This is a genomic window from Mesorhizobium sp. B2-4-13 (assembly GCF_006658535.1).
Lineage (GTDB): Bacteria > Pseudomonadota > Alphaproteobacteria > Rhizobiales > Rhizobiaceae > Mesorhizobium > Mesorhizobium australicum.
Window position 1 is genome coordinate 81,984 of sequence record NZ_VFVB01000012.1, and the last position, 21,426, is coordinate 103,409.

Consider the following 21,426-nt stretch of genomic DNA (forward strand, 5'->3'; position numbering starts at 1 on the left):
CAATCCACAAAGGAGACCTCGAATGAATACGCCCAATCTTGGATACCGCGTGGGCACAGGCGCCCGGACTGGAGCCGTCTATGACGAGGGCCTGCGCCAGCACATGCTGCGCGTCTACAATTATATGGGTCTTGGCCTGGTGGTTACCGGCCTTGTCGCCTTCCTGGTGTCGTCGACGCCGGCGCTTTATGTGCCGATCTTTTCCAGCCCGCTGAAATGGGTGGTGATGCTGGCGCCGCTCGCCTTCGTGCTCCTGTTTTCGTTCAAGATGCAGACCATGTCAGCGGCAAGCGCGCAGGCGATGTTTTGGGCCTTCTGTGCCGTCATGGGCCTGTCGCTGGCTTCGGTGTTCCTCGTCTTCACCGGCACCAGCATCGCGCGCACCTTCTTCATCGCCGCCACCATGTTCGGCGCCACCAGCCTCTATGGCTACACGACAAGGCGCGACCTGACGCAGTTCTCGTCCTTCCTGATCATGGGCCTGATCGGCGTGGTGATCGCCAGCATCGTCAACATCTTCCTCGGCTCGACCGCGCTGCAGTTCGCCATCTCGGTCATCGGCATCGCCGTGTTCATTGGCCTGACGGCCTGGGACACGCAGACGATCAAGGAGCAATACGCGGAGAATTTCGATGCGGAGTCGCGCCAGAAGCTCGCCGTCTTCGGTGCCTTCTCGCTCTATCTGAACTTCATCAACATCTTCCAGCTGCTGCTGAATTTTACCGGCGAGCGGGAATAGTCCGGACCGTAGCAGGCAACAGCTTTGAGTCTTGGCTGGCCGGAGGGAAACCTCCGGCCATCTTCTTTCGAAAGGGGCGCCTGGCCCACCATCAAGGTTCATCGTGATCGCGTGAAATGCAAATGCCGTCCGCCACCTTGAGTTCACGCCCGGCCATTTGCTAGCCTGCCGGCCACGCCGGACGAACCGCGAGGACATATGGAACAGGACAGTCTGACGCTTCATGGCGATGGCATATCGGCAACCATCATCGCCCACGGCGCAGAGTTGGTTTCCCTGCGGGATGCACGAGGATTTGAGTTCCTGTGGCAGGCTGGACCGGCCTGGCGGCGCCATTCGCCGGTGCTGTTTCCGATCGTCGGCCGGCTGAAGGGCGATCACCTGCACCATCGCGGCCAGACCTATCCGATGACGCAGCACGGCTTCGCCCGCGACAAGCCTTTTATGTGGGCGGAGAGGGGGCCTCGATCCTGCACGCTGGTGCTCACCGACGACGCGGAAACCCGAACGCACTACCCGTTCGCATTTCGACTGGCCGTGACCTATACGCTGGGCGAGGCGCAACTCGACATAGAATTCGAGATTACCAACCCGGGCGACGAACCGATGCCGGCGTCGATCGGGGCGCATCCGGCGTTCAACTGGCCGGTTCTGCCCGATATGGCCAAGGACGCCTATCGCCTGACGTTTGCCCAGGCAGAGCCAGCGCCGATCCGCCGGCTGAAGGATGGCCTGCTCATCGCAACGCCGCAGCCAACGCCGGTCAAAGGCACTGTGCTCGAGCTGTCCGAACGGCTGTTTGACGACGACGCTGTGATCCTGGACCGGCCGGCCAGCAACAGCGTTCGCTATGGCGCCGATGACGGTCCGGCGATCGAGGTCTCATGGCAGGGATTTCAGGAAGTGGGCATCTGGTCCAAACCCGGTGGCGCACCGTTCCTGTGCATCGAGCCCTGGCACGGCATTGCCAGTCCGTTGGATTTCGATGGCGAGTTCACCGACAAGCCCGGCCTGATGCTGATCGCGCCGGGCGCGAAGCGTTCGCTGAGTTACCGGATCAGCCTGGAGCAGGGGCCTCGGTAAAAGTTTTCCTGCAAGCCATGAAGCGGGCGCAAAGGCGGACCGGGGCCGTATTCCACCTCAGGTCGGGTCTCAAACCTGCCTGACCAGGGCGCCGATAACATTGACAAGAAGGCGCGCGGCGGTGAGCGCCGACAGGCCGTCAATGTCGTATGGCGGATAGAGCTCCACAAGATCGAATCCGGCGATCCTCGCTCGCTTGCCCAGGCCCGCGATGAGATCGATGACCTGCGTATAGGTGAGGCCGCCGGGCGTACGCGCGGCCACGCCCGGCATGATGCCGGGGTCGAGACTGTCGCAGTCGAGGGTAACGACGACTCGCGCGCCTTCCGGAATATGGCCGAGCGCCGCTTCGACACCCAGGGCGTGGACCTCGCGGGCGGTGACGAAACGGCTGCCATAGCGCCGCGCCGCTTCGATTTCCGTGAGGCGTGCGCTGCCGACGCTGCGCAGTCCGACCTGCACCATGCCGGCGACATGCGCCATCTCGCTCGCGCGGCGCATCGGGCTGGAGTAGCCGTGGCGTTCGCCATGCACCTCGTCACGCCAGTCGATATGGGCGTCGATCTGCAGGATCCAGACAGGCCCGTGATCCGCGAAGCCGGCGAGGAAGGGACTGACCACGGAATCGTCGCCGCCGAGCAGGATGGGCACGGCCGGCAAGGACAGGATCTCGCGCGTCTTCGCCTCGATCCGGGCGCGGTTGCCGGCATTGTCATGCATGATGGTCAGGATGTCGCCGACGTCGACGCAGCAGACGGGTTTGCCGTCGAACAGCGGGCCGCCGAGATCGAAATCCCAATGCTCGACGAGCGCGGCATCACCCTGGCTCGCAACGCGGATGGCATCGGCGGCCAAGGCATGACCGCTGCTGTCCTTGCCGGGATAGGTGCTGCCGTGCCCGGCGCCGAAGATCACCGCGCGGGGCGCCGTGCCATCGGCGAGGCGATCGGGCAAGCCGAGAAAGGAAGATCGTGTGGTCATTCTTGATAAGCCTTTGAGTCAAGCCGAGGCGTGATGGATTGAAGCTAGCGTAGTTGCTGGGATGGTCGAATTCCATTGCCGAAATCGCCGTCCAGAAGTTCCGTCGGTTCCAAGCTGGAGGCGGCCCTGAGACGGGGACATTGAGCTTGCTAAAGTGGGCAAACGTTGCAGATTACTGGAACTGCGATAAAGCGAATGGACCGACCGAGGAAAATCCGCATGATCTATCTTTGTTGTCGAGTGCCACGGTTCTTATGGCTGAACGCATCCGCATAGATGTGGTTGATGGGGAAGGGAATGACATTGCCAAAGTTCTCATGGCAGGCAGGTCTCCTTTTCGGCCTATGCGCTACTCCCGTTGCGTTCCTGCTGGCACTCTTTTCGGCCGGAGCTGGGCATGGCGACTATGTGCTAGCCCGCATTCTCTATCCAATCCCCATGTTGGCAACTCTTTTGACCGACAACACGATTACCAGCCTTTCCCTAGGGTTGGCTGTGGCACAGTTTCCTGCCTATGGGGCATTTGTTGCTCAAGCCGGCCGCGCCGGTTGGTTGGCGCTTGGCCTCGTCCACGTCATTGCAATAGCAACTGCTTTCAGCGGGGTGCTCGACTATTTTTAGGAACGCCTACGACGCCTCGCTGCCGCCACGCGCAACGGAATCAGCCAGCAGGTAGCGCTGCGCTGGCAGCTATGCCTATTTGCGCGAAAGACAGCCGCCGACTCTCATCGCCTGGGGACCGGAAGATGGCTACATGCCGGCCGCAGTGAAAGGCGCCGGCCACTGGCTTCTGGAAACCCATTTCGATAGCGCGCTTCCGCTGGTGCGGGACTTCCTGACGCGCGTCCATGGCTCAGCACAAGGATTTGAAGAGGTGCAAAAGGAGAAAGATCGATGACGACAACGCCGACCATCGCACGCATCTGGCGCGGCCGTACCCGGGCTGACGTAGGCGACGCTTACGAAGTCTATTTGAGAGCCGAAGGTATTCCGCCGCTTGAGAAGACCGCCCTGGGCGTCCAGCTGTTTCGCGAGGATCGCGAAGGGGAAAGCTGGTTCACCACCATCTCGTACTGGCCCGACCACGAATCGATGACGGCTTTCACCAAGGGTGAGCCAACCAAGGTCCACCATCTCGACCGCGACCCGGAGTTCCTGATCGAATTACCGGAGCGAATCCAGATCCACCGCATCCTGCTCGACCACCGGAGGCTGCCCTGATGCGACCGGTCGCGATGTAGGAACACATGGAAAGCGTCGCGCGCCGCCGCCGCGTCATCTGGCATGATATGCTCGGTACGGGCGTCCGCCAAACCGGACGCGATGTCTCGAGCGACGTGCCGGTGTCGGCGGCGCCGGGTCAGGAGGTCGGGTGAAAATCTATAGTCCGCGTGTAGTGGAGGGACAGGAATGGGTTCTTCCCCAACAAGCCGAGGACTACCAGCTATTCGCGAGCCTCGGCGACCTGGGCCAGAAGCGATGGCGTCCGCCGCGGATGAAATTCCTGCGCGAGCAAGAAGACGGAACACCCCGGCTATATTCGGATTTTCCTTGGCTCGGCGAGCACGTGCTCATTCTGAGGAGCACGGCGTTGAAGTTGCTAAGGCCGATTCTAGAACCGTATGGTGACTTCCTGTCGCTTCGTGCTGACGAACCCATATCGCTGTTCAACGTCACCAATGTGGTCGATGCGATGGACGAAGAACGTTCAAGAACCGTCCGGTTTGACGATGGCGGTATCATGATGATCGAAAATCTCGTCCTTCGGCCGGAGGCCATCGGCGGGGCCGAGATATTCAAGTTGCCGGAGCGGCCCGATGGCGTGCGACTATCCGATATCTATCTGCAAGAGACCATCGTGCGTCAGATCGGCGAGCTCGGATTCAAAGGCATCGCCTTTGAATTGGTCTGGAATGACGAAGCGGTCGGTCGCGACAGGATCGAATACCGCGGCATGGAGCGGCGTGCGCTAGTTTCATTCGCGAGTTTGAGACGCTTTTGGTCCGGTCTGATTCGGAAGCCCGGGCTGTGAAGCAGGGCTGTGAGATGGATTCGAGATGCTTTTCACGTTGTGATAAAAGTCGCATAAGATAGATTATGGAACCTACGCACGTAGCGCGGCCGGGGAATTGCTGCGGTTCCGACCGCTGTCGGCAAACATCATGAATGGGCGCCACCGGCACTTCACGACCTCGAACCCATGGTCGAGCGTTCAAACGACGACTTGAAACGCCAACTGAGCAGCAGCCTCTACCGGTTTGACTCGTATGGGATTTCGATCACCATGCCATCATAGGCTGGTTCGACATTGTCGGGCGTCTCGGCCATCACGGCGGTGTAATCGAGCGGCACGTGCATGTGCGTCAGCACGGCGCTCCCAGGCGAAAGCGCCTCGATCCAGGCCAGCGCCTGGCCAAGCGAAAGATGGCTTGGATGCGTGTTGTATTGCAAAGCGTCGATGACGAGCATGTCGAGACCTCGCAGCCGTTCTGCGGTGGTCTTGGGAAAGTCGCTGACATCGGGACAGTAGGCGAGCCCACCGATGCGGAAACCCAGCGAAATGATGTCGCCATGGATCTGGGGCAGCGGCTCGAAGGTGAGGGCGCCCCCCTCTCCTTCGATCACGACCGGCCGGGTATGATCGATGATGTGGGCGTCGACGATCGGCGGATAGGAACTGCCTACCGGCGTCTGGAAGCAATAGCCGAACGCCTCGCGCAGCCGCAGCATGGTCGGCTCGTCGGCATGGATGCCGATGCGGTGCCGTTGTTCCAGCACATAGCCGCGCAGGTCATCGATGCCGTGGATGTGGTCGGCATGCGGATGGGTGTAGATCACCCCGTCGATGCGCCGGACTGAAGCCATCAGCATCTGCTCGCGGAAATCCGGGCCGGTGTCGATGACGACCGTGGTGCGGCCGCCATTGACGGCAATGCGCTCGACAAGTGCCGCCGTGCGCATGCGCCGGTTCCTGGGATTGGCGGGATCGCAATTGCCCCAGTCGCCGGTGATGCGCGGCGTGCCTGGCGACGACCCGCAGCCGAGAATTGTCAGGCGCAGCCGGTCGCTCATGTCTCGAGCGCCTGCTGGCGAGGCATTTTTCCAAACAGCCGAAAGAAATTATCGGTCGTCACCGCCGCGATCTCAGCCTCGCTGACGCCGATTGTCTCGGCCAGCACCTTGGCGGTTTGCGCGACGTAAGCCGGCTCGTTGCGCTTGCCGCGGAACGGCACCGGCGCCAGATATGGCGCGTCGGTCTCGACCAGCAGCCGGTCACGCGGCAAATCGGCGGCGATGGCACGCAATTCGATCGAGTTCTTGAAGGTCAGGATGCCCGAGAACGACACATAGCCGCCAAACGACACGCCGACCTCGGCGAGCCGCCGTCCCGACGAAAAACAATGCAGGATGAACGGGAAGGCGCCCTTCCCTGTCTCGTCCTCGAGAATGGCGGCCATGTCGTCGTCGGCATCGCGTGAATGGATGACGAGAGGCAGCCCGGTCTCGCGGGCGGCGGCGATATGAGCGCGAAAACCCTGCGCCTGCGCATCGCGCGGTGCCTTGTCGTAGAAATAATCGAGACCTGCTTCGCCGATCGCCACCACCTTTGGGTGAGTGGACAGGCGGACAAGGTCGGCGGTGGTGACGTCGAGCTCCTCGGCGGCATTGTGCGGGTGAGTGCCGACCGAGCAATAGACTTCGTCGAAAGTCTCCGCGATCTCAAGAACTTGCTGAAACCGCTTCACGCGCGTGGAGATCGTCACCATGCGGCCGATTCCGGCCGCCTTGGCGCGGGCGACAATGGCCGCCCGCTCCTCGGCGAAGTCCGGAAAGTCCAGATGACAATGGCTGTCGACGAGCATCAGGCGTTCGCGTCCGTCTGTTCGACATAGCGCGGAAACACGCCCTCCGGCGCAGGCAGCGCCGTCCCGGAAACAAGCGCGTGGTCGGCGTGGACATGCACGAACTCGCGATAATCCGCCGGCACCGCCAGCAGGTCGAGCAGCTTGCCGGCCGAGCCCGGAATGAAGGGCTGGCATAGAACCGCCACGCGCCGGACCACTTCGGCCGTAGTCCACAGCACCGTTTCCATGCGCTCGGGATTGGTTTTCTTGAGCGCCCAGGGTTCCTGTCCGGCGAAATACCGGTCGGCTTCCGCAACCACGCCGAAGATCGCCGCCAGTGCCAGATGGATGCCCTGTTCGGCCATTGCCTTGCGCGCGGTGGCGAGAGCGTCGATCGCTTGATCCAGGATCACCTTGTCGGCTTCCGCCAGGTCGCCGCGCTTCGGTACCACGCCGCCGCAATTCTTGGCGATCATCGACAGCGAGCGCTGCGCCAGATTGCCGAGACCGTTGGCCAGATCGGCGTTGGTGCGGTTGACGATCGCTTCATGGCTGTAGCTGCCGTCCTGGCCGAACGGCACTTCGCGCAGGAAGAAGTAGCGTACCTGGTCGAGGCCGTAATGCTCGATCATGGTGAACGGGTCGATGACGTTGCCGACCGATTTCGACATCTTCTCGCCGCGGTTGAACAGAAAGCCGTGGCCGAAGACGCGCTTCGGCAGCGGGATGCCGGCCGACATCAGGAAGGCCGGCCAATAAACCGCGTGGAAGCGCACGATGTCCTTGCCGATGATGTGCGCATCGGCTGGCCAGAACTTCCATTTCTCATCTTTTTCATCGGGATAGCCGACGCCGGTGATGTAGTTGGTCAGCGCGTCGACCCACACATACATGACATGCTTTTCGTCGCCGGGTACCGGCACGCCCCAGTCAAATGTGGTGCGCGAGATCGACAGGTCCTTCAGTCCCGACTTGACGAAGCTCATCACCTCGTTGCGGCGCTCGGCCGGACCTATGAAGTCGGGCTGGCCTTCATAAAGCGCGACGAGCTTGTCCTGATAGGCCGACAGGCGGAAGAAGTAGCTCTCTTCCTCGACCCATTCGACCGGCGTTCCCTGCGGCCCGTAGCGGACATTGTCGGGACGGACCTCGGTCTCCTCCTCGCCGTAATAGGCTTCGTCGCGCACCGAGTACCAGCCGGCATAGCCGCCCTTATAGACGTCGCCATTGGCGGCCATCGCCTTCCAGATCGCCTGCGAAGCAGCGTAATGGCGCTCCTCCGTGGTGCGGATGAAATCGTCGTTGGAGGCGTTGAGCGCGGTCGCCATGCGCTTGAACTCGGCTGAATTGCGGTCGGCCAGTTCGCGCGCAGAAATGCCTTCGCGCTTGGCTGTCTGCAGCATCTTGATGCCGTGCTCGTCGGTGCCGGTAAGGAAGAAGACCTGCTTGCCGTCGAGCCGCTGGAAGCGGGCAAGAGCATCGGTGGCGATCAGCTCGTAGGCATGGCCGATATGCGGCTTGCCGTTCGGATAGGAAATCGCGGTCGTGATGTAGAATGTGTCGCGTGACATGAATGAACCGTCATGAATGTCTGAATGGAGGCCGTGGCGGTGGATATCGCATCGGAATGGCGATTGCCATCCCGAGACCAGTGCATGCCGCCCAAAAGTGGCCCCGGTTTAAGGGGCAACGGCATGCACCAAAAAAAGCCCGTCACATTCGCATTGCAGAATTCAGGCGGTCGATCATGGTCAGGGCGTGCTGCTTTTTATCGAGATTGTAGGTGTCCGTCTCAGATATAGCGTCCAGCGCCTCATGCCAACTGTCCGACAGCGTTTTGGCCCGCTTGAGATCGCCAGCCCGCGCCGCCTGGCTTGCCGCATCCGACAGAAGGTCCAGCGCCCGGCGATTGAAGATGTCGAACTGTATCGCCTGGTCCTTGCCCGCGACCGCCTCGGCCAGGCGATAGGCGCCGCCAATATCGCTCTTTCCCGTCGCCACCAGTCCATCCAGCGTCCGCGCGATCTCCAGCCCGCCATACTGCGTCAACAGGATCGCGTTGCGGGCGCTGCCCCCTGCCCGCTCGACCAATGCAGCCCTCGCGGCCGGATCGTCCGGCGGCGGCGGCTCCGCTGTCTCCAGCACCGCCATCAGTTCGTTGGCGTCGAGCGGTGTCAGCCGCACCACCTGGCAGCGCGAGCGGATCGTCGGCAGCAGACTGCCGGGTGCATGGACGATGAGAATGAACAGGGTCCGTGCCGGTGGTTCCTCGAGATTCTTCAGCAAGGCATTGGCCGCATTGGCATTCATGTCGTCGGCCGGATCGACGATCACCACCCGGTAGCTGCCGTCATGCGAAGTCAGCGACAGAAAGCGGCTGACCTTGCGGATTTCGTCGACGGTGACGACGGTCTTGAAACTCTTGGTCTTGTCGTTCAACGGGCGGGTCAGATGCAGTACGCCGGGATGCGCGCCGGTTGCGATCTGGCGAAACAGCGGCGAGGCCGGATCGGGAACCGCTAGGTTGCCAGGCGCCTGGTCGAAGGCCGGATGCTTCAAAAGGTGGTGGGCGAGATGGAAGGCGAGCGTCGCCTTGCCGATCCCGACCGGACCGGCGAAGATAAGCGCATGCGGCAGCTTTCCCGCACGATAGGCGGCGGCAAGCATGGTGACGGCCTGCCCGTGTCCGACCAGACGCGGTGTTTCGGAGGGTTCCGGCACGCCGTCCAGCGTATCATGCTGTTCCGGCGCGATGCGTTCGAAGATCATACGGGTGCGACCTGCCTGTTGCGCTCGGACGCCCTTGCCTCCAGTGCCGCGAACACGGTCGCCGTGACGACATCCTCCACCGTGTCCGGATCGGCGGACGCATCGACGATGATGCAGCGTTCCGGCTCTGCCGCGGCGATCGCCAGGAACGCTTCGCGGCGGGCCTGGTGGATGGCCAGCGTCTCTTTTTCGAAGCGGTCGGCTGTGGCATCGCTGCCACGCCGCAATGCCGCGCGCTTCAAACCCTCGGCCGGGTCGATATCGAAGATCAGCGTCATGTCGGGCATCATGCCGTTGATGGCGACCTGTTCCAGCATGGCCATGAATGCCGGGTCGATCCCACCCGTAACGCCCTGATAGACACGCGAGGAATCCAGGAAGCGGTCACAAAGCACGATGGAGCCGCGTTCGACCGCCGGACGGATGACCTGCTCGACGTGGTCGGAACGCGCGGCTGCGAAGAGCAGCGCTTCCATCTTGGGCCCGAACGGTTCGGCGGCACCCGAAAGCAGCACATGCCTGACCGCTTCGGCGCCCGGCGAGCCGCCCGGCTCGCGTGTCCGTACGACATCATACTTCTTGGCGCGCATCTTGGTGGCCAGCCGCTCGATCTGTGTCGACTTGCCTGCGCCTTCGCCGCCTTCGAAGGTGATGAAAAAACCGCGCGCCAACCGAGGGCCTTTGTTCGTGTTCGAGTGGATTGTTGGGCTGTAGATAGTCCGCGTTCGGGAAAACGTCCATGCCGTCGGCGCTATCGAAGCCAGCCGATCGCCAGTTCCTTGACGGCATCGAGAGCGCGTTGCGGCAACGTGCCGACGCTGATCGACTCGGCGGCGAACAACGGTGTCTCCTGGCTCAGCGTGTCGCCGATCCAGACGCGCAGTGCGCCCACCGGCTGCCCCTCCTCCACCGGTGCCGCGACCGGGCCGGTGTAGATGATCCTGGCCGTCAGCTTGTCGCGGTTGGTGATCGGCAGGAAGATGTCGATCGGACCTTTTGCCTTGAGCGTCACGCCGGATTTCATGCCGCCAAAAACCTGGGCCTCTCCGACCACCTCGTCCTTGGCGAAGATTTCGGTCTTCTCGAACGAGCGAACGCCCCAATCGAGCAGTTTGCGTGCCTCTTCTGCGCGCTCCTTGTCATTTGCCAGCCCGCTCATCGCCGCGATCACCCGCGTGCCGTTGTGGCTGGCCGAAGCCACGATGCCGAAACCGGATGTCTCGCTTGCGCCGACAGCCAGGCCGTCGGCGCCGATGTCCATCGCCAGCAACGGGTTGCGGTTCCTCTGCGAGATCTTGTTCCAGGTGAAATCCTTCAACCCGTAATACCGGTAGAAATCGGGGTATTCGCGCCATAGATGCAGGGCGAGCTGCGCCAATTCGCGCACGTTTGTCTGCTGGCCGTCGGCCGGCAGGCCAGTGGAGTTCACGAAAGTCGACGTCTTGAGGCCGATCTGGCGCGCACGTTCGGTCATCTCTCCGGCAAAATTGTCCTCGGATCCGGCCATGCCTTCGGCGATGACGATACAGCCGTCATTGGCGGCCTGCACGGTCACCCCCTGGATCAGGTCCTCGAGCCGGATCGCCGATTTGAGCTTGGCGAACATCGTCGAGGTTCCCGACGGCGCGCCACCTTTGCGCCAGGCGTTTTCGCTGACCACGAACGTATCGTCGAGTTTGAGGCGCCCGGATTTGAGGGCGTTGAAAACCACTTCCATCGTCATCAGCTTGGCCATCGAAGCCGGCGGAATGGGTTTATCGGCATCTTTCGAAAACAGCACCGTGCCGGTATCGGCATCGATCATGAAGGCTTGCGCGGCCTTGGTCTCGAAAAGCTGCGCTTGGGCCGGCGAAAGCGTAAGCAGGAGGCTGAGGAGAAAAAAAACGGCGAAAGGCTGTAGCAAGCGAAACTGCATGAAAATCGACCCGTTGGCCGGCCCCTCCGGCGTCCCGAAACTATCGGGCTTTTTCGGTGAGGGATCAACTGCCGGGCGCAACCGACGCTGGATCAGTCGCGCACGACCAGCGCGTCGGGCGCGCCATGAGACCACGCCGCCTTCAGCAACTCGTCCAGACCGCCATGGCCGTCCGGATAGAGGTTGACCGCATACCAGTCATTGCCGTCGAGATCGGAGCGCTGGATTTCTATTCTGCCGAAGGGCTTTAGTGCCGAGGCCACACGTGTGGCTTCGGTGGCGTCGTCGAACGTGCCGGCGGCGACATAGTCGGCACTGGATGGCGCCGCTTGGCGGCCGGTGTTTTTCCACGACCGCAGGATGTCTGCGGGCGACATGCCGCTGTCGTCCAGAGCGGCAAAGACATCCGCGCGATGGACGCGTTCATCCGCATAGGACAGCGACGCCATGGCGAACGGCGATTGCGGCGGCAGGCTGATCTGCGGCCGTTCCGGCACGATCGGTCCAAAATCGGGCAGCGCCGGATCGCCGAAGGCCGGTTGCGCGGCCATCCGTCCCTGCATCGGTGCCGCGGCATCGGTCAGCTGACCTGGAAACGGCACGGCGGCCGCGCTGACCGGAAGGCTCGGCGAAGGCCCGTTCATGGCCACCATGACGCCGGTCGGCAGGCCGTCCGATGGGTCCGGTATGCGGTTGCCTGGATGGTAAGAGGCCATCAGGTACTGGTCGTCATTGCCGTCGAGCGGCGCGCGGCCGACATATTCGACCTTCACCTTCGCGGTACCGACCTTGTCGTAGTCCAGCATCTGCGCGGCTCGCTCCGAGACGTCGATGATGCGGCCCTCATGGTAGGGGCCGCGGTCATTGACGCGCACGATGACCGAACTGCCGGTTTCGAGGTTGGTGACGCGGGCATAGCTGGGCAGCGGCATGGTCGGATGCGCCGCCGTCAGATGCGCCATGTCGTAGACTTCGCCATTGGCGGTCAGCCGGCCATGGAAGGCGTCGCCATACCATGATGCCAGACCCACCTTGGCGTACTTCTTGTCTTCCTTGGGATAATACCACTTGCCGCGCACCTGATAGGGCTTGCCAAGCTGGTCGCGACCGCCGCCGCGTCGCATGAAGGCAGCGCGCGGACTGGCCTTCACCCCATATTCGGTCTCGGCGAAATATTCCTTGGAGCGGGTCTTCTTGTAGACCATCCCTTTCGGCTCGGGCTGCGCCGCGCAAGCGGCGAGCAATGCAGCCGACGCTGCAAGCAACGCAACCGTGGCAACGCGACGAAGACGCGGGTGCGTCACAGCCTGCATTCTTGATTGCCCCCTAAATCTCATGAAGACGTCGCATCCGACCATCAGAGGAGCCAAAGCACTCACTCGACAATGCCAACGACGCCTCGAACCCCGATCCTTTTTGCGCAGGAATTGTTTATCACGGTATTAACCGATTGTGGCCGGAACCGGGCAAGATTGTGACGCCGCCTGTCCTTGCCCTAGGCTCAGGCGAGCGAGCTGCTCATGCAAGCCGGTTGACAGGCCTTTGCCGGGCACACTAGAGCAGTGGCCGGCAGTCGCTGGAGGGATGGCCGAGCGGTTTAAGGCACCGGTCTTGAAAACCGGCGTGGGCGCAAGTTCACCGTGGGTTCGAATCCCACTCCCTCCGCCACAACCTCTATGAATCAGATAGGGACCCCACCGCTATCCCTGCCCGCTTGGCTGCGGTGGTGCCGCAACATCTTCACCAAATCATCCGCGGGTGCCATGGTCGAGTTCGAGACGGGCATTTGGGGCGACCGATTTGAGAGCCGATTTGAGAGCCGATAAGGGGTGACTGCAAGGGCCGTAAAGCGTCTCGTAGTTACCATTCACGATGATTTTGGGCATGGTGGCACAGGGAACCGGTAGCTATCCACCGCGTTCTCTCGGCATGCTCAAGAAAATCGCCTTTGCCGCCGTGCTTGTTCAAGTTGCAGCCTTGTCAGCCCTCCTGACGCAAACATTCCTCCTTGCATCCACGCCTACCCAAGCGGCCAGTGTGCAAGGCGAGCCCGTGGTGGCCGTTACGCCATCGGAATGCGCCAAGGCGACATGGCCTAATATTCCCGTTCAGTGCCTTGAGAGGGTTGAGGCGAGAGCGCAATAAAACTGGAGAAACGCAAGCCGGCGGGCCGCCTCCGACACACGGAATTGTTCCATTGCGTCCAAGGCGATCATTGCCATCGTCGAAAAGCTACAGATTACTGCTGACGCCCGACCGGCGAAACTGTCACGATTAACGAATCATTGACCGCGCTGTCCTATTCTGAGACAGCGCGGTCAAATCCCAACCGGACTGCGCAGGCGGCTCCGGCAACCCAGCCCCCGCCGCACTGTCGGAGCCGCCACCATACAATGGAATAAATACCAGCAATGGTTGAATCAACCGTTACTGCAGTTGTTGCAACTAGAACGAACGACATCCACCGTTCCGCACCATTCCACCTAGCGCTCACGGTTCAAAAAACCCCAGGACGTCATAGGAGCCAAAAAAGCCCGCCGGGCGGAGCCAGTCCGCTCAGCGTGACAAACAGGAGACTGATAGCGAATCCGTTTCGATTTATGCTCTGAGCATGGAATGCGCCGCCTTCGATGACATCACCAGCGCCCTGACAGCCCGCAAACGGCAAACCGCAATGGGAAGCGCTATAGCAGCGAGTCCTGCTCTAGCTCCCTCTCGCAAGGCGTGGGCCGTGCCACAGCCGGCTGACACTCTACAGAAGAGCCGAGCAGTCTACCTGATCGCGCATCGAGGCTAGATCGTCGCGAACGAGCCATTCCGAGTAAGCCCTCAGTCGCCTGAGGCCAGCGGTCTTGGCGTCTCGCTCGGTTCGCTCGGTTTCCAGCGTTGCTGACGCTGGGAGCCACGCGATGCATTTAGGCTTCGGATGGTACCGAAGTGATCCGACAATTTGATCCTTCACCGGCCATTCCCCTCATACGCCCTGTGAAGCTTTCACATGTGGCGGGGTAAGTCGTCCGTCATTGTGATGATGTCACGGCCAACTGCGATTCAATGGGGAACCGACAACAGGGCAAGCGGACCAGTCCCGAACCTTCATGACCGGCACATATTTTCCAACCCACCCAGCAAAAGGCCCGCCAGCTGGGAACCGGCGGGCAAGTTCTGGAGTGCTGGGATCAACCAGCATAGGTCAACGATGGGCGGCGAAGTTGGTTGCGGGGGCGACCCAACCGTAGACGGCTATTTCGACTCCACGCCCGGCTCAGGCTGAATGTCGATCGTGTCGCCATCTCCATGCACGGCATCACGGTCCCAGTCATTGGTCTTGTCAGGTGTTTTGGCAACCGCTTTTCGGGTGTCCCTTCCTCGGTCCTTGCGGGGTTCTGGACCTGGCAGTTCGCGTGATGACTTCGGCTCCACATGCGCCTCCTGTTCTCTACCAAAACAAAGTCGGGGGGCTCGGGTTCCAACAAAGCAAAGCCCGCCGCCTCCGGGAGGAGCGCAGCGGGCCATTCGGCTAGGAGTTGAGGGGACATCTCCACGCTGCCAAAACAACAGATCGGCAGCGGATTGGTTCCCTGATGACGGGACCGTGAGATAGCGTGTTAGCCCAACAGCCGCCGCAACCGCTCCGCCCCGGCAAACGATCGGCGTTTGCTATTTGGCTTTTAGCCGGAGACATGTCAGCCAGATTTCTTGGCTCGGTCGCTTTTCGCTGCGCGTTCGTCTGGTGGCCCCGACGCTTGGTGCAACCCGACCGTCTCCCGCCGTTTGAATGATGCCGTTTCTGGAAGCTGGCGTATTAACGGTCAAGCTGGCGGGTAATCATCCCAACCCAACACCGCTGGTCAGGCCCGGCGGCGTCCCACCCCTCCTCGCCGGGCCGCCCGCATGTTGCACAAAGGCGAAGGTCGCCACCTTGCTCAGTCGGACTGCTGTGTGCGCTCCGCGATGGCAAACGCCTGCAGGTTCCTGGCCTTGCCGATGTCCCGGTCGGCGTTCGCGATGATCGAAAAGAAGGCTGCTCTGGCGATATCCTTCTTGGAGGCCTTGGGGTGCGCTTTCCGGGCAGCCTTGACGAGCTGCTTGGGAGACATGTCGGGCGTGACGATTCTGATGAGGGTATCGCCGATCGCACTCATTTCGCTTGCATCCATGATGGGCGTCCCTGCTGACCGCAATGCCACAATAGCAAGGACAACTCGCGACCGACAATATGGTTCTGAAAATGAGAAACCCCGCCGGCAGGGACCGGAGGGGTTATTCCTGGAAGGACGCGCGTTGCGCTGCGTTCGACAAGCGCGCATTGTCCAGATATCGCGCGGTTGCGACGCCGATGTGACACAAGGACAGATGGCTGCGTACGCCCTTCGCAAGGACGATCGATACGCATCTCGCGGTCTAGCGACATCGGTGGCGATAACGTGCCGGCCATGAGCATTATCGGAGCTCCCTTCAGCCTTTGGAAAGAGAGATGTGTTCTGCTGAGGAGTTGAAGCGCTGGCGGCGGCCGGCGACAGCCTGGGCGATAGGGGCGGATGGACATCTTTGGCATCAAGGCGCTTTTGATCTGTGCGCTGATCTTCATTCCGTTCGAACATCTGTTTGCCGAACAGCCGCAGAAGGTCCTCCGCAAAGGCTTGGATGTCGATCTGATTTATGTGCTGTTCAACACCTTCGTCATAAAGGCAGCCATGGCCATGATGGCGCTCGGCACCCTCGAAGCCGCCGCGATCCTTGTCCCGCAATCGGTAACGCGGGCCGTCAGCGGCCAGCCCATCTGGCTGCAGGTTGCGGAAATGATCCTGATCACCGATATCGGCGTCTATTGGGCGCATCGGGCCTTCCATAAAATCCCCGCTCTCTGGAAATTCCATGCGATACACCATGGCATTGAGGAGCTGGACTGGCTCGGCGCTTTCCATTCCCACCCGGTCGACGCGATCGTCACAAAGGCAATATCGTTGACGCCGATCTACCTCCTTGGCTTCTCCGACGCCTCACTCGCCGTCTTTTCGCTTATCTACTTCGGCCACACGATGCTTGTTCATTCAAACCTGCGGATTGCGTTCGGCCCCTTCAAGTGGTTGATCGCCAGCCCGCAGTTCCATCGCTGGCACCATGCCAACCAGCGCACAGCCTACGACAAGAACTTCGCCGGCCAATTGCCGTTCCTCGACGTGATATTCGGCACCTACAATGCCACCGGCAACAAGCTGCCCGAGAAATACGGCGTCGATGATCCCATCCCCTCCAGCTATTTCGGCCAGCTCGGCTATCCGTTCTTACCTCACAGGAAGCCGTCGAAACGGGCAGCGCCGAGCGTCGAAGCAGGCTGGTTGCCGGACACGCCGGGCATCGAGCATGTCGACAGATGAGTTCGGGGCCACGGTGCCGAGGCCTTTCATGGCGAATCGGCTAAGCCTCGAGGCATGAACGAGACCTCACTCTACGCGCCGGTGAAGCGCTTCCTCGAAAACCTCGACTTCGTCGTGAAAGGGGAAATCGGCGGTTGCGACATCGTCGCGCTGCGCGAGGGAGAGCCGCCGATCGTCGTCATCTGCGAGCTGAAGCTGCAGTTCAATCTCGAACTGGTTCTGCAGGGCGTCGACCGTGCGGCTGCTTGCGATGAAGTTTGGCTGGCAGCGCGCATGTCGGCGCGGGGCAAGGGGCGCGAAAGCGATGCCAGGTTCCGCAATCTCTGCCGTCGGCTTGGCTTCGGCCTGCTCGCGGTGACCGCCAATGACAGGGTCGAAGTGCTTCTCAGTCCGGTCGCCCAGGCACCGCGCAAAAATGCGCGACGGCGTTCTCGCCTTGTCGATGAGCATCAGCGCCGCCGCGGCGATCCTGTCGCTGGCGGCGGATCGCGCACTCCGATCATGACCGCCTACCGGCAGAGCGCCCTCGCCTGCGCCGCCGCGCTTGCGGACGGCCCCAAACGGCCGCGCGATCTGAAAGCCTTGACGTCGATCGCGCCGAAGATTCTTCAGCACAATGTCTATGGCTGGTTCGCAAGGGTCGAGCGTGGTCTCTATGATCTCACGGATGCCGGACGAGCTTCGCTGGTTCGTTGGCCGCAGGTCGCGCACGATGAAGCCCGACACGAGATTTTGATTGCGCCGGACCTCTGAATGCCAGGGTTTGCCGAGCATGAACCGCCGCTATTGGTTGATTTTTCAGACAAAACATGTTGCTTGTCCCGCCCATGAAGACACTCTGCATGATGGCCATTGCGTCCCTGACGCTGGCCTTTCCGGCCAGTGCGATGGACAACGCTTTGCGCGCCGGGCTGATGAAACTTGATCCGCAAACCCGCCTCGAACAGCGTTGCGATGCCGAAATCCTGGACCGGATCACCCACGATGATCGCAAGTTCAAGGCCGACCGCGTCGTCGCTTACGCCTTCGCGACGCCGGAGATGAGCGCCGACGCAATCCGGAGTCCCGGTGCGGCGTTCCGCAGCAAGGGGCAATGGTACCGGCTGAAATTCAAATGCCAGACGGGACCGGACCATATGGAAGTTCTCCAGCTCCGCTATCGGATCGGGGACGAGATTCCGGAAGCCGACTGGGCGAAATACAATCTCTACGATTAGGTTCTCGCGGGCTTGCGCCGCCTCCGGCTTGTGCCGGCGGCTGTCGAGAACCTCCCGCAATTCCACCGCCACGAAAATGGTTTTCCAGCGTTGCCCGTTGCCGCACTTGACGCCAGCGGACCATGCCTTTAGGCCCGTTCGGACGATCGACGACGAACACTCGACGAAGGGCTTCCAGGTCGATGGAAATATTTACCGCCGCGGGCTTTTCGGCTCTCCTTCAGGTCATCGCCATCGACCTTGCGCTCGCGGGCGACAATGCCATCGTTATCGGCCTTGCCGCTGCCGGCCTGCCGGCCAGCCAGCGCCAGCGAGCCATTCTTGTCGGCATCGCGGCGGCCACCGTTCTTCGCATTTTCTTCGCCCTGATCACGCAATGGCTGCTGACCATTGGTCCCATGCTGCTTATCGGCGGCGGCCTGCTTTTGCTGTGGGTTTGCTGGAAGATGTGGCGCGAATTGCGTGTCAGCCACGACGACGAGCGCGACGCCACCGAAGCGCTGTCGAACGGCGACTTCGACAAGGACGGCGTCATTGGCGGCAAGGGGCCGAGCAAAACCTTCTCGCAGGCCGCTTGGCAGATCGTCATTGCCGACGTCTCGATGTCGCTCGACAATGTTCTGGCCGTCGCGGGAGCGGCTATGAACCATCCGACGGTGCTGATTGTCGGACTGGCGCTGTCGATCGCGTTGATGGGCTTTGCGGCGTCGTTCGTCGCGCGCTTGCTGCACAAATACCGCTGGATTGCCTATATCGGCCTGGTCATCATCCTCTATGTCGCGGTCAAGATGCTGCTGGACGGAGCCGTGCAGCAATTCCCCGATCATTTCGCCTTCCTGTCACCCTGGTTCGGGTCAAGCGGGCACTGACGCAAATGTCGGGCCGCAGGGCTCCGTTTGCCTGATTGAGCAAGCCGTGCTATTGCGCCGCCCAAATTGAGCTCCTGCCAGGAGCCATGCAAGCCATCATATGTTGAGACTGCGGGCCGGATCGGTGTTTCCGGTTCGCGTCCATTGGAAAATTGCCCATGTCCGCCCCACGCGTCAGCTTCGTCAGTCTCGGATGTCCCAAAGCCCTTGTCGATTCCGAGCGCATCATCACGCGTCTGCGGGCCGAGGGCTACGAGATCGCCCGCAAGCATGACGGCGCCGATCTCGTTGTCGTCAACACCTGTGGCTTTCTCGACTCCGCCCGCGACGAGTCGCTCAACGCCATCGGCTCGGCACTGTCGGAAAACGGCAGGGTCATCGTCACCGGCTGTCTGGGCGCCGAGCCGGACGTGATCCGCGAGAAGCACCCCAACGTGCTGGCGATCACCGGCCCGCAGGCCTATGAGAGCGTGATGGCCGCGGTCCATGAGGCCGCCCCTCCCGCACACGATCCCTACATCGACCTGCTGCCGCCGCAAGGCGTCAAGCTGACGCCGCGCCATTATGCCTATTTGAAGATTTCGGAAGGCTGCAACAACCGTTGCACCTTCTGCATCATTCCGGCACTGCGCGGCGATCTCGTCTCGCGGCCGGCCGCCGATGTGCTGCGCGAAGCCGAGAAACTGGCCAAGGCCGGCGTCAAGGAACTGCTCGTCATCTCGCAGGATACCAGCGCCTACGGCATCGACATCAAGTACCAGACGTCCATGTTCGGCGACCGCGAAGTGCGGGCGAAATTCCTCGATCTCTCGGAGGAATTGGGCAAGCTCGGCATCTGGGTGCGCATGCATTATGTCTACCCCTATCCGCACGTCGCCGACGTCATCCCGCTGATGGCCGAAGGAAAAATCCTTCCCTACCTGGACATCCCCTTCCAGCATGCCTCGCCACAGGTGCTGAAGAACATGCGCCGGCCCGCCCATGGCGAAAAGACGCTGGAGCGCATTCGCGGCTGGCGCGACGTGTGCCCGGATCTCGCCATCCGCTCGACCTTCATCGTCGGCTTCCCCGGCGAAACGGATGACGACTTCGAGATGCTGCTCGATTGGCTGGATGAAGCGAAAATCGATCGCGCCGGCTGCTTCAAATACGAGCCGGTCAGAGGCGCCCGCTCCAACGAGCTCGGGCTTGAGCAGGTGCCGCAGGAGATCAAGGAAGCGCGCTGGCATCGTTTCATGCAGCGCCAGCAGAAGATCTCGGCAGCGCAGCTGGCCAGGAAGGTCGGCAAGCGTCTGCCGGTGCTGATCGACGAGGCGCACGGCACTTCGGCAAAGGGTCGCACCAAATATGATGCGCCCGAGATCGATGGTTCGGTCCACATCCAGTCGCGCCGCCCGATGCGCGCCGGCGACATCGTCACCGTCAAAATCGAGCGCGCGGACGCTTACGATCTCTACGGCTCGGCTGTCTGAGCCTTCCGTCAAGTTCACCATCCAAATGAAAAAGGGCGCCTCGCGGCGCCCTTCCCATAGAGACGTGGCGTGCTGCCTATTGCGGCAACTTGTCGTCGACGCCCTTGACGTAGAAATTCATGCCGAGCAGCGTGCCGTCGTCGGCGACCTCGCCGTCCTTCAGCCATGCCGAGCCGTCCTGCTTGGCGATCGGCCCGGTGAAGGGGTTCCAGCCTCCGGCGATCTTCTTTTCGGTCGCTTCGGCCATCGCCTTCACGTCGTCGGGCATGTTGGTGTAGGGCGCGAGCTTGACCGCGCCGTCCTTGATGCCGAGCCAGACATTGTCCGGCTTCCAGGTGCCGTCGATGGCCGCCTGCACGCGGCTGATATAATACGGACCCCATTCGTCCGTCAGCGAGGTCAGCTGCGCGTTGGGCGCGAACTTGATCATGTCGGACGACTGGCCGAAGCCGTGCAGCTTGCGCTCCTCGGCCACCTGCAGGGCCGCGGTCGAGTCGGTGTGCTGGACGATGATGTCGGCGCCCTGGTCGAACAGCGCCTTGGCGGCGTCGGCTTCCTTGCCCGGATCGAACCACGAATTCACCCAGACGATCTTGGCCTTGAAGTTCGGATTGATCGACTGCGCGCCGAGCATGAAGGAGTTGATCCCCATCACCACTTCCGGGATCGGGAAGGAGACGATGTAGCCGGCGACGCCGGACTTCGATTCCTTGGCGGCGATCTGGCCGAGCACGTAGCGGCCTTCATAGAAGCGGGCATTGTAGATGCCGAGATTGTCCCCGGTCTTGTAGCCGGTGGCGTGCTCGAACATCACCTTGGGAAACTTCTTGGCGACCTTCACTTCGGCGTCCATGAAGCCGAACGAGGTGCCGAAGATGATCTTGCAGCCTTCGCGCGCCAGGCGCTCGAAAGCGCGATCGGCATCGGGGCCTTCGGAGACGTTTTCCAGGTAAGCAGTCTCGACCTTGTCGCCGAGCGCCTTCTCGACCTCGAGGCGGCCCTGGTCGTGCTGGTAGGAATAGCCGAAATCGCCGATCGGGCCGGTGTAGACCCAGCAGGCCTTCAACTTGTCGGCGGCCTCCGCGGACACGGCCAGCGACAAAGCCGCTGTCGTCGTCATCAGGGCAATAAGCAGTTTTTTCATTGTGTTACCTC

At 61.7% G+C, this 21,426-nt stretch carries 20 protein-coding genes, 1 tRNA gene and 1 pseudogene; 12 read left to right on the top strand and 10 right to left on the bottom strand.

The genetic code is table 11. The features are described from left to right. Nucleotides 1-22 precede the first annotated feature (22 nt). Together FJ936_RS26475 and FJ936_RS26480 are read left to right on the top strand one after the other, a co-directional pair. Nucleotides 23-739 (top strand): Bax inhibitor-1/YccA family protein, encoded by a 717-nt coding sequence (locus FJ936_RS26475; protein ID WP_015317911.1) that lies wholly within the window; start codon nt 23-25, stop codon nt 737-739. Nucleotides 740-937: 198 nt separating this feature from the next. Beyond that, the gene (locus FJ936_RS26480; protein WP_141907146.1) at nt 938-1,822 is read left to right on the top strand and encodes an aldose 1-epimerase family protein; all 885 of its coding nucleotides are present in this window, start codon (nt 938-940) and stop codon (nt 1,820-1,822) included. Nucleotides 1,823-1,891: 69 nt separating this feature from the next. On the opposite strand, the gene FJ936_RS26485 is transcribed toward FJ936_RS26480, so the two are convergent. Beyond that, complete coding sequence (locus tag FJ936_RS26485; protein WP_140792882.1) at nt 1,892-2,803, bottom strand: agmatinase; 912 nt, start codon at nt 2,801-2,803, stop codon at nt 1,892-1,894. Between the two features lie 297 nt (nt 2,804-3,100). Here FJ936_RS26485 and FJ936_RS26490 point away from each other — a divergent pair, with 297 nt between their 5' ends. The 4 genes and pseudogenes from FJ936_RS26490 (at nt 3,101) to FJ936_RS26505 (ending at nt 4,835) form a co-directional block, all read left to right on the top strand. Beyond that, on the top strand, nt 3,101-3,424 hold the full coding sequence (locus FJ936_RS26490) for a hypothetical protein (RefSeq protein WP_140720482.1): 324 nt from the start codon (nt 3,101-3,103) through the stop codon (nt 3,422-3,424). 76 nt (nt 3,425-3,500) lie between these two features. After that, nucleotides 3,501-3,701: pseudogene (locus tag FJ936_RS26495) on the top strand (hypothetical protein); the annotation flags it as partial. Then, nucleotides 3,698-4,024, top strand: coding sequence for a hypothetical protein (locus tag FJ936_RS26500; RefSeq protein WP_140717220.1), 327 nt, complete (start codon nt 3,698-3,700; stop codon nt 4,022-4,024). The pseudogene FJ936_RS26495 and the gene FJ936_RS26500, both read left to right, overlap by 4 nt. Before the next feature lie 151 nt (nt 4,025-4,175). Continuing rightward, the gene (locus FJ936_RS26505; protein WP_140792880.1) at nt 4,176-4,835 is read left to right on the top strand and encodes a DUF1629 domain-containing protein; all 660 of its coding nucleotides are present in this window, start codon (nt 4,176-4,178) and stop codon (nt 4,833-4,835) included. Nucleotides 4,836-5,053: 218 nt separating this feature from the next. On the opposite strand, the gene FJ936_RS26510 is transcribed toward FJ936_RS26505, so the two are convergent. From FJ936_RS26510 to FJ936_RS26540, 7 genes are all read right to left on the bottom strand, one after another. Next, the gene (locus FJ936_RS26510; protein WP_140792878.1) at nt 5,054-5,875 is read right to left on the bottom strand and encodes an MBL fold metallo-hydrolase; all 822 of its coding nucleotides are present in this window, start codon (nt 5,873-5,875) and stop codon (nt 5,054-5,056) included. Next, nucleotides 5,872-6,666: a TatD family hydrolase gene (locus tag FJ936_RS26515; protein ID WP_015317903.1), complete on the bottom strand. Its 795-nt coding sequence runs from the start codon at nt 6,664-6,666 to the stop codon at nt 5,872-5,874. The genes FJ936_RS26510 and FJ936_RS26515 overlap by 4 nt, the downstream gene beginning before the upstream one ends. Then, on the bottom strand, nt 6,666-8,219 hold the full coding sequence (gene metG / locus FJ936_RS26520; RefSeq protein ID WP_015317902.1) for a methionine--tRNA ligase: 1,554 nt from the start codon (nt 8,217-8,219) through the stop codon (nt 6,666-6,668). Before metG ends, FJ936_RS26515 begins: the two co-directional genes overlap by 1 nt. Nucleotides 8,220-8,361: 142 nt before the next feature. Beyond that, nucleotides 8,362-9,417 carry a DNA polymerase III subunit delta' gene (locus FJ936_RS26525; RefSeq protein WP_140792876.1) on the bottom strand — a complete coding sequence of 352 codons (1,056 nt, stop codon included), beginning with the start codon at nt 9,415-9,417 and terminating at the stop codon, nt 8,362-8,364. Further along, nucleotides 9,414-10,088 carry a dTMP kinase gene (gene tmk / locus FJ936_RS26530; RefSeq protein ID WP_140792874.1) on the bottom strand — a complete coding sequence of 225 codons (675 nt, stop codon included), beginning with the start codon at nt 10,086-10,088 and terminating at the stop codon, nt 9,414-9,416. The genes FJ936_RS26525 and tmk overlap by 4 nt, the downstream gene beginning before the upstream one ends. A gap of 80 nt (nt 10,089-10,168) precedes the next feature. Next, the gene (locus tag FJ936_RS26535; protein ID WP_015317899.1) at nt 10,169-11,332 is read right to left on the bottom strand and encodes a D-alanyl-D-alanine carboxypeptidase family protein; all 1,164 of its coding nucleotides are present in this window, start codon (nt 11,330-11,332) and stop codon (nt 10,169-10,171) included. 92 nt (nt 11,333-11,424) lie between these two features. Then, a complete protein-coding gene (locus tag FJ936_RS26540) occupies nt 11,425-12,645 on the bottom strand; it encodes a septal ring lytic transglycosylase RlpA family protein (protein WP_140792872.1) in 1,221 nt (406 codons plus the stop codon). Nucleotides 12,646-12,910: 265 nt separating this feature from the next. On the opposite strand from FJ936_RS26540, the gene FJ936_RS26545 reads away from it, so the two are divergent. After that, nucleotides 12,911-13,000 (top strand) — tRNA-Ser (locus tag FJ936_RS26545). 2,258 nt (nt 13,001-15,258) lie between these two features. Here the strand turns inward: FJ936_RS26545 and FJ936_RS26555 are convergent. After that, nucleotides 15,259-15,492, bottom strand: coding sequence for a hypothetical protein (locus FJ936_RS26555; RefSeq protein ID WP_141907147.1), 234 nt, complete (start codon nt 15,490-15,492; stop codon nt 15,259-15,261). A 381-nt stretch (nt 15,493-15,873) separates the two neighbouring features. Here FJ936_RS26555 and FJ936_RS26560 point away from each other — a divergent pair, with 381 nt between their 5' ends. From FJ936_RS26560 to rimO, 5 genes are all read left to right on the top strand, one after another. Further along, nucleotides 15,874-16,713, top strand: coding sequence for a sterol desaturase family protein (locus FJ936_RS26560; protein ID WP_015317896.1), 840 nt, complete (start codon nt 15,874-15,876; stop codon nt 16,711-16,713). Nucleotides 16,714-16,767: 54 nt separating this feature from the next. Then, nucleotides 16,768-17,466, top strand: a complete 699-nt coding sequence (locus tag FJ936_RS26565; protein WP_015317895.1) for a DUF2161 family putative PD-(D/E)XK-type phosphodiesterase — start codon at nt 16,768-16,770, stop codon at nt 17,464-17,466. A gap of 56 nt (nt 17,467-17,522) precedes the next feature. Further along, entirely contained in the window at nt 17,523-17,930 is a 408-nt protein-coding gene (locus tag FJ936_RS26570) for a DUF930 domain-containing protein (RefSeq protein WP_041163455.1), read from the top strand. 182 nt (nt 17,931-18,112) lie between these two features. Then, nucleotides 18,113-18,799 carry a TerC family protein gene (locus FJ936_RS26575; RefSeq protein WP_023773709.1) on the top strand — a complete coding sequence of 229 codons (687 nt, stop codon included), beginning with the start codon at nt 18,113-18,115 and terminating at the stop codon, nt 18,797-18,799. 158 nt (nt 18,800-18,957) lie between these two features. Then, nucleotides 18,958-20,271: a 30S ribosomal protein S12 methylthiotransferase RimO gene (rimO, locus tag FJ936_RS26580; RefSeq protein ID WP_015317892.1), complete on the top strand. Its 1,314-nt coding sequence runs from the start codon at nt 18,958-18,960 to the stop codon at nt 20,269-20,271. A gap of 76 nt (nt 20,272-20,347) precedes the next feature. On the opposite strand, the gene FJ936_RS26585 is transcribed toward rimO, so the two are convergent. Beyond that, nucleotides 20,348-21,415, bottom strand: a complete 1,068-nt coding sequence (locus tag FJ936_RS26585) for a BMP family ABC transporter substrate-binding protein (protein ID WP_015317891.1) — start codon at nt 21,413-21,415, stop codon at nt 20,348-20,350. Nucleotides 21,416-21,426: the final 11 nt, after the last annotated feature.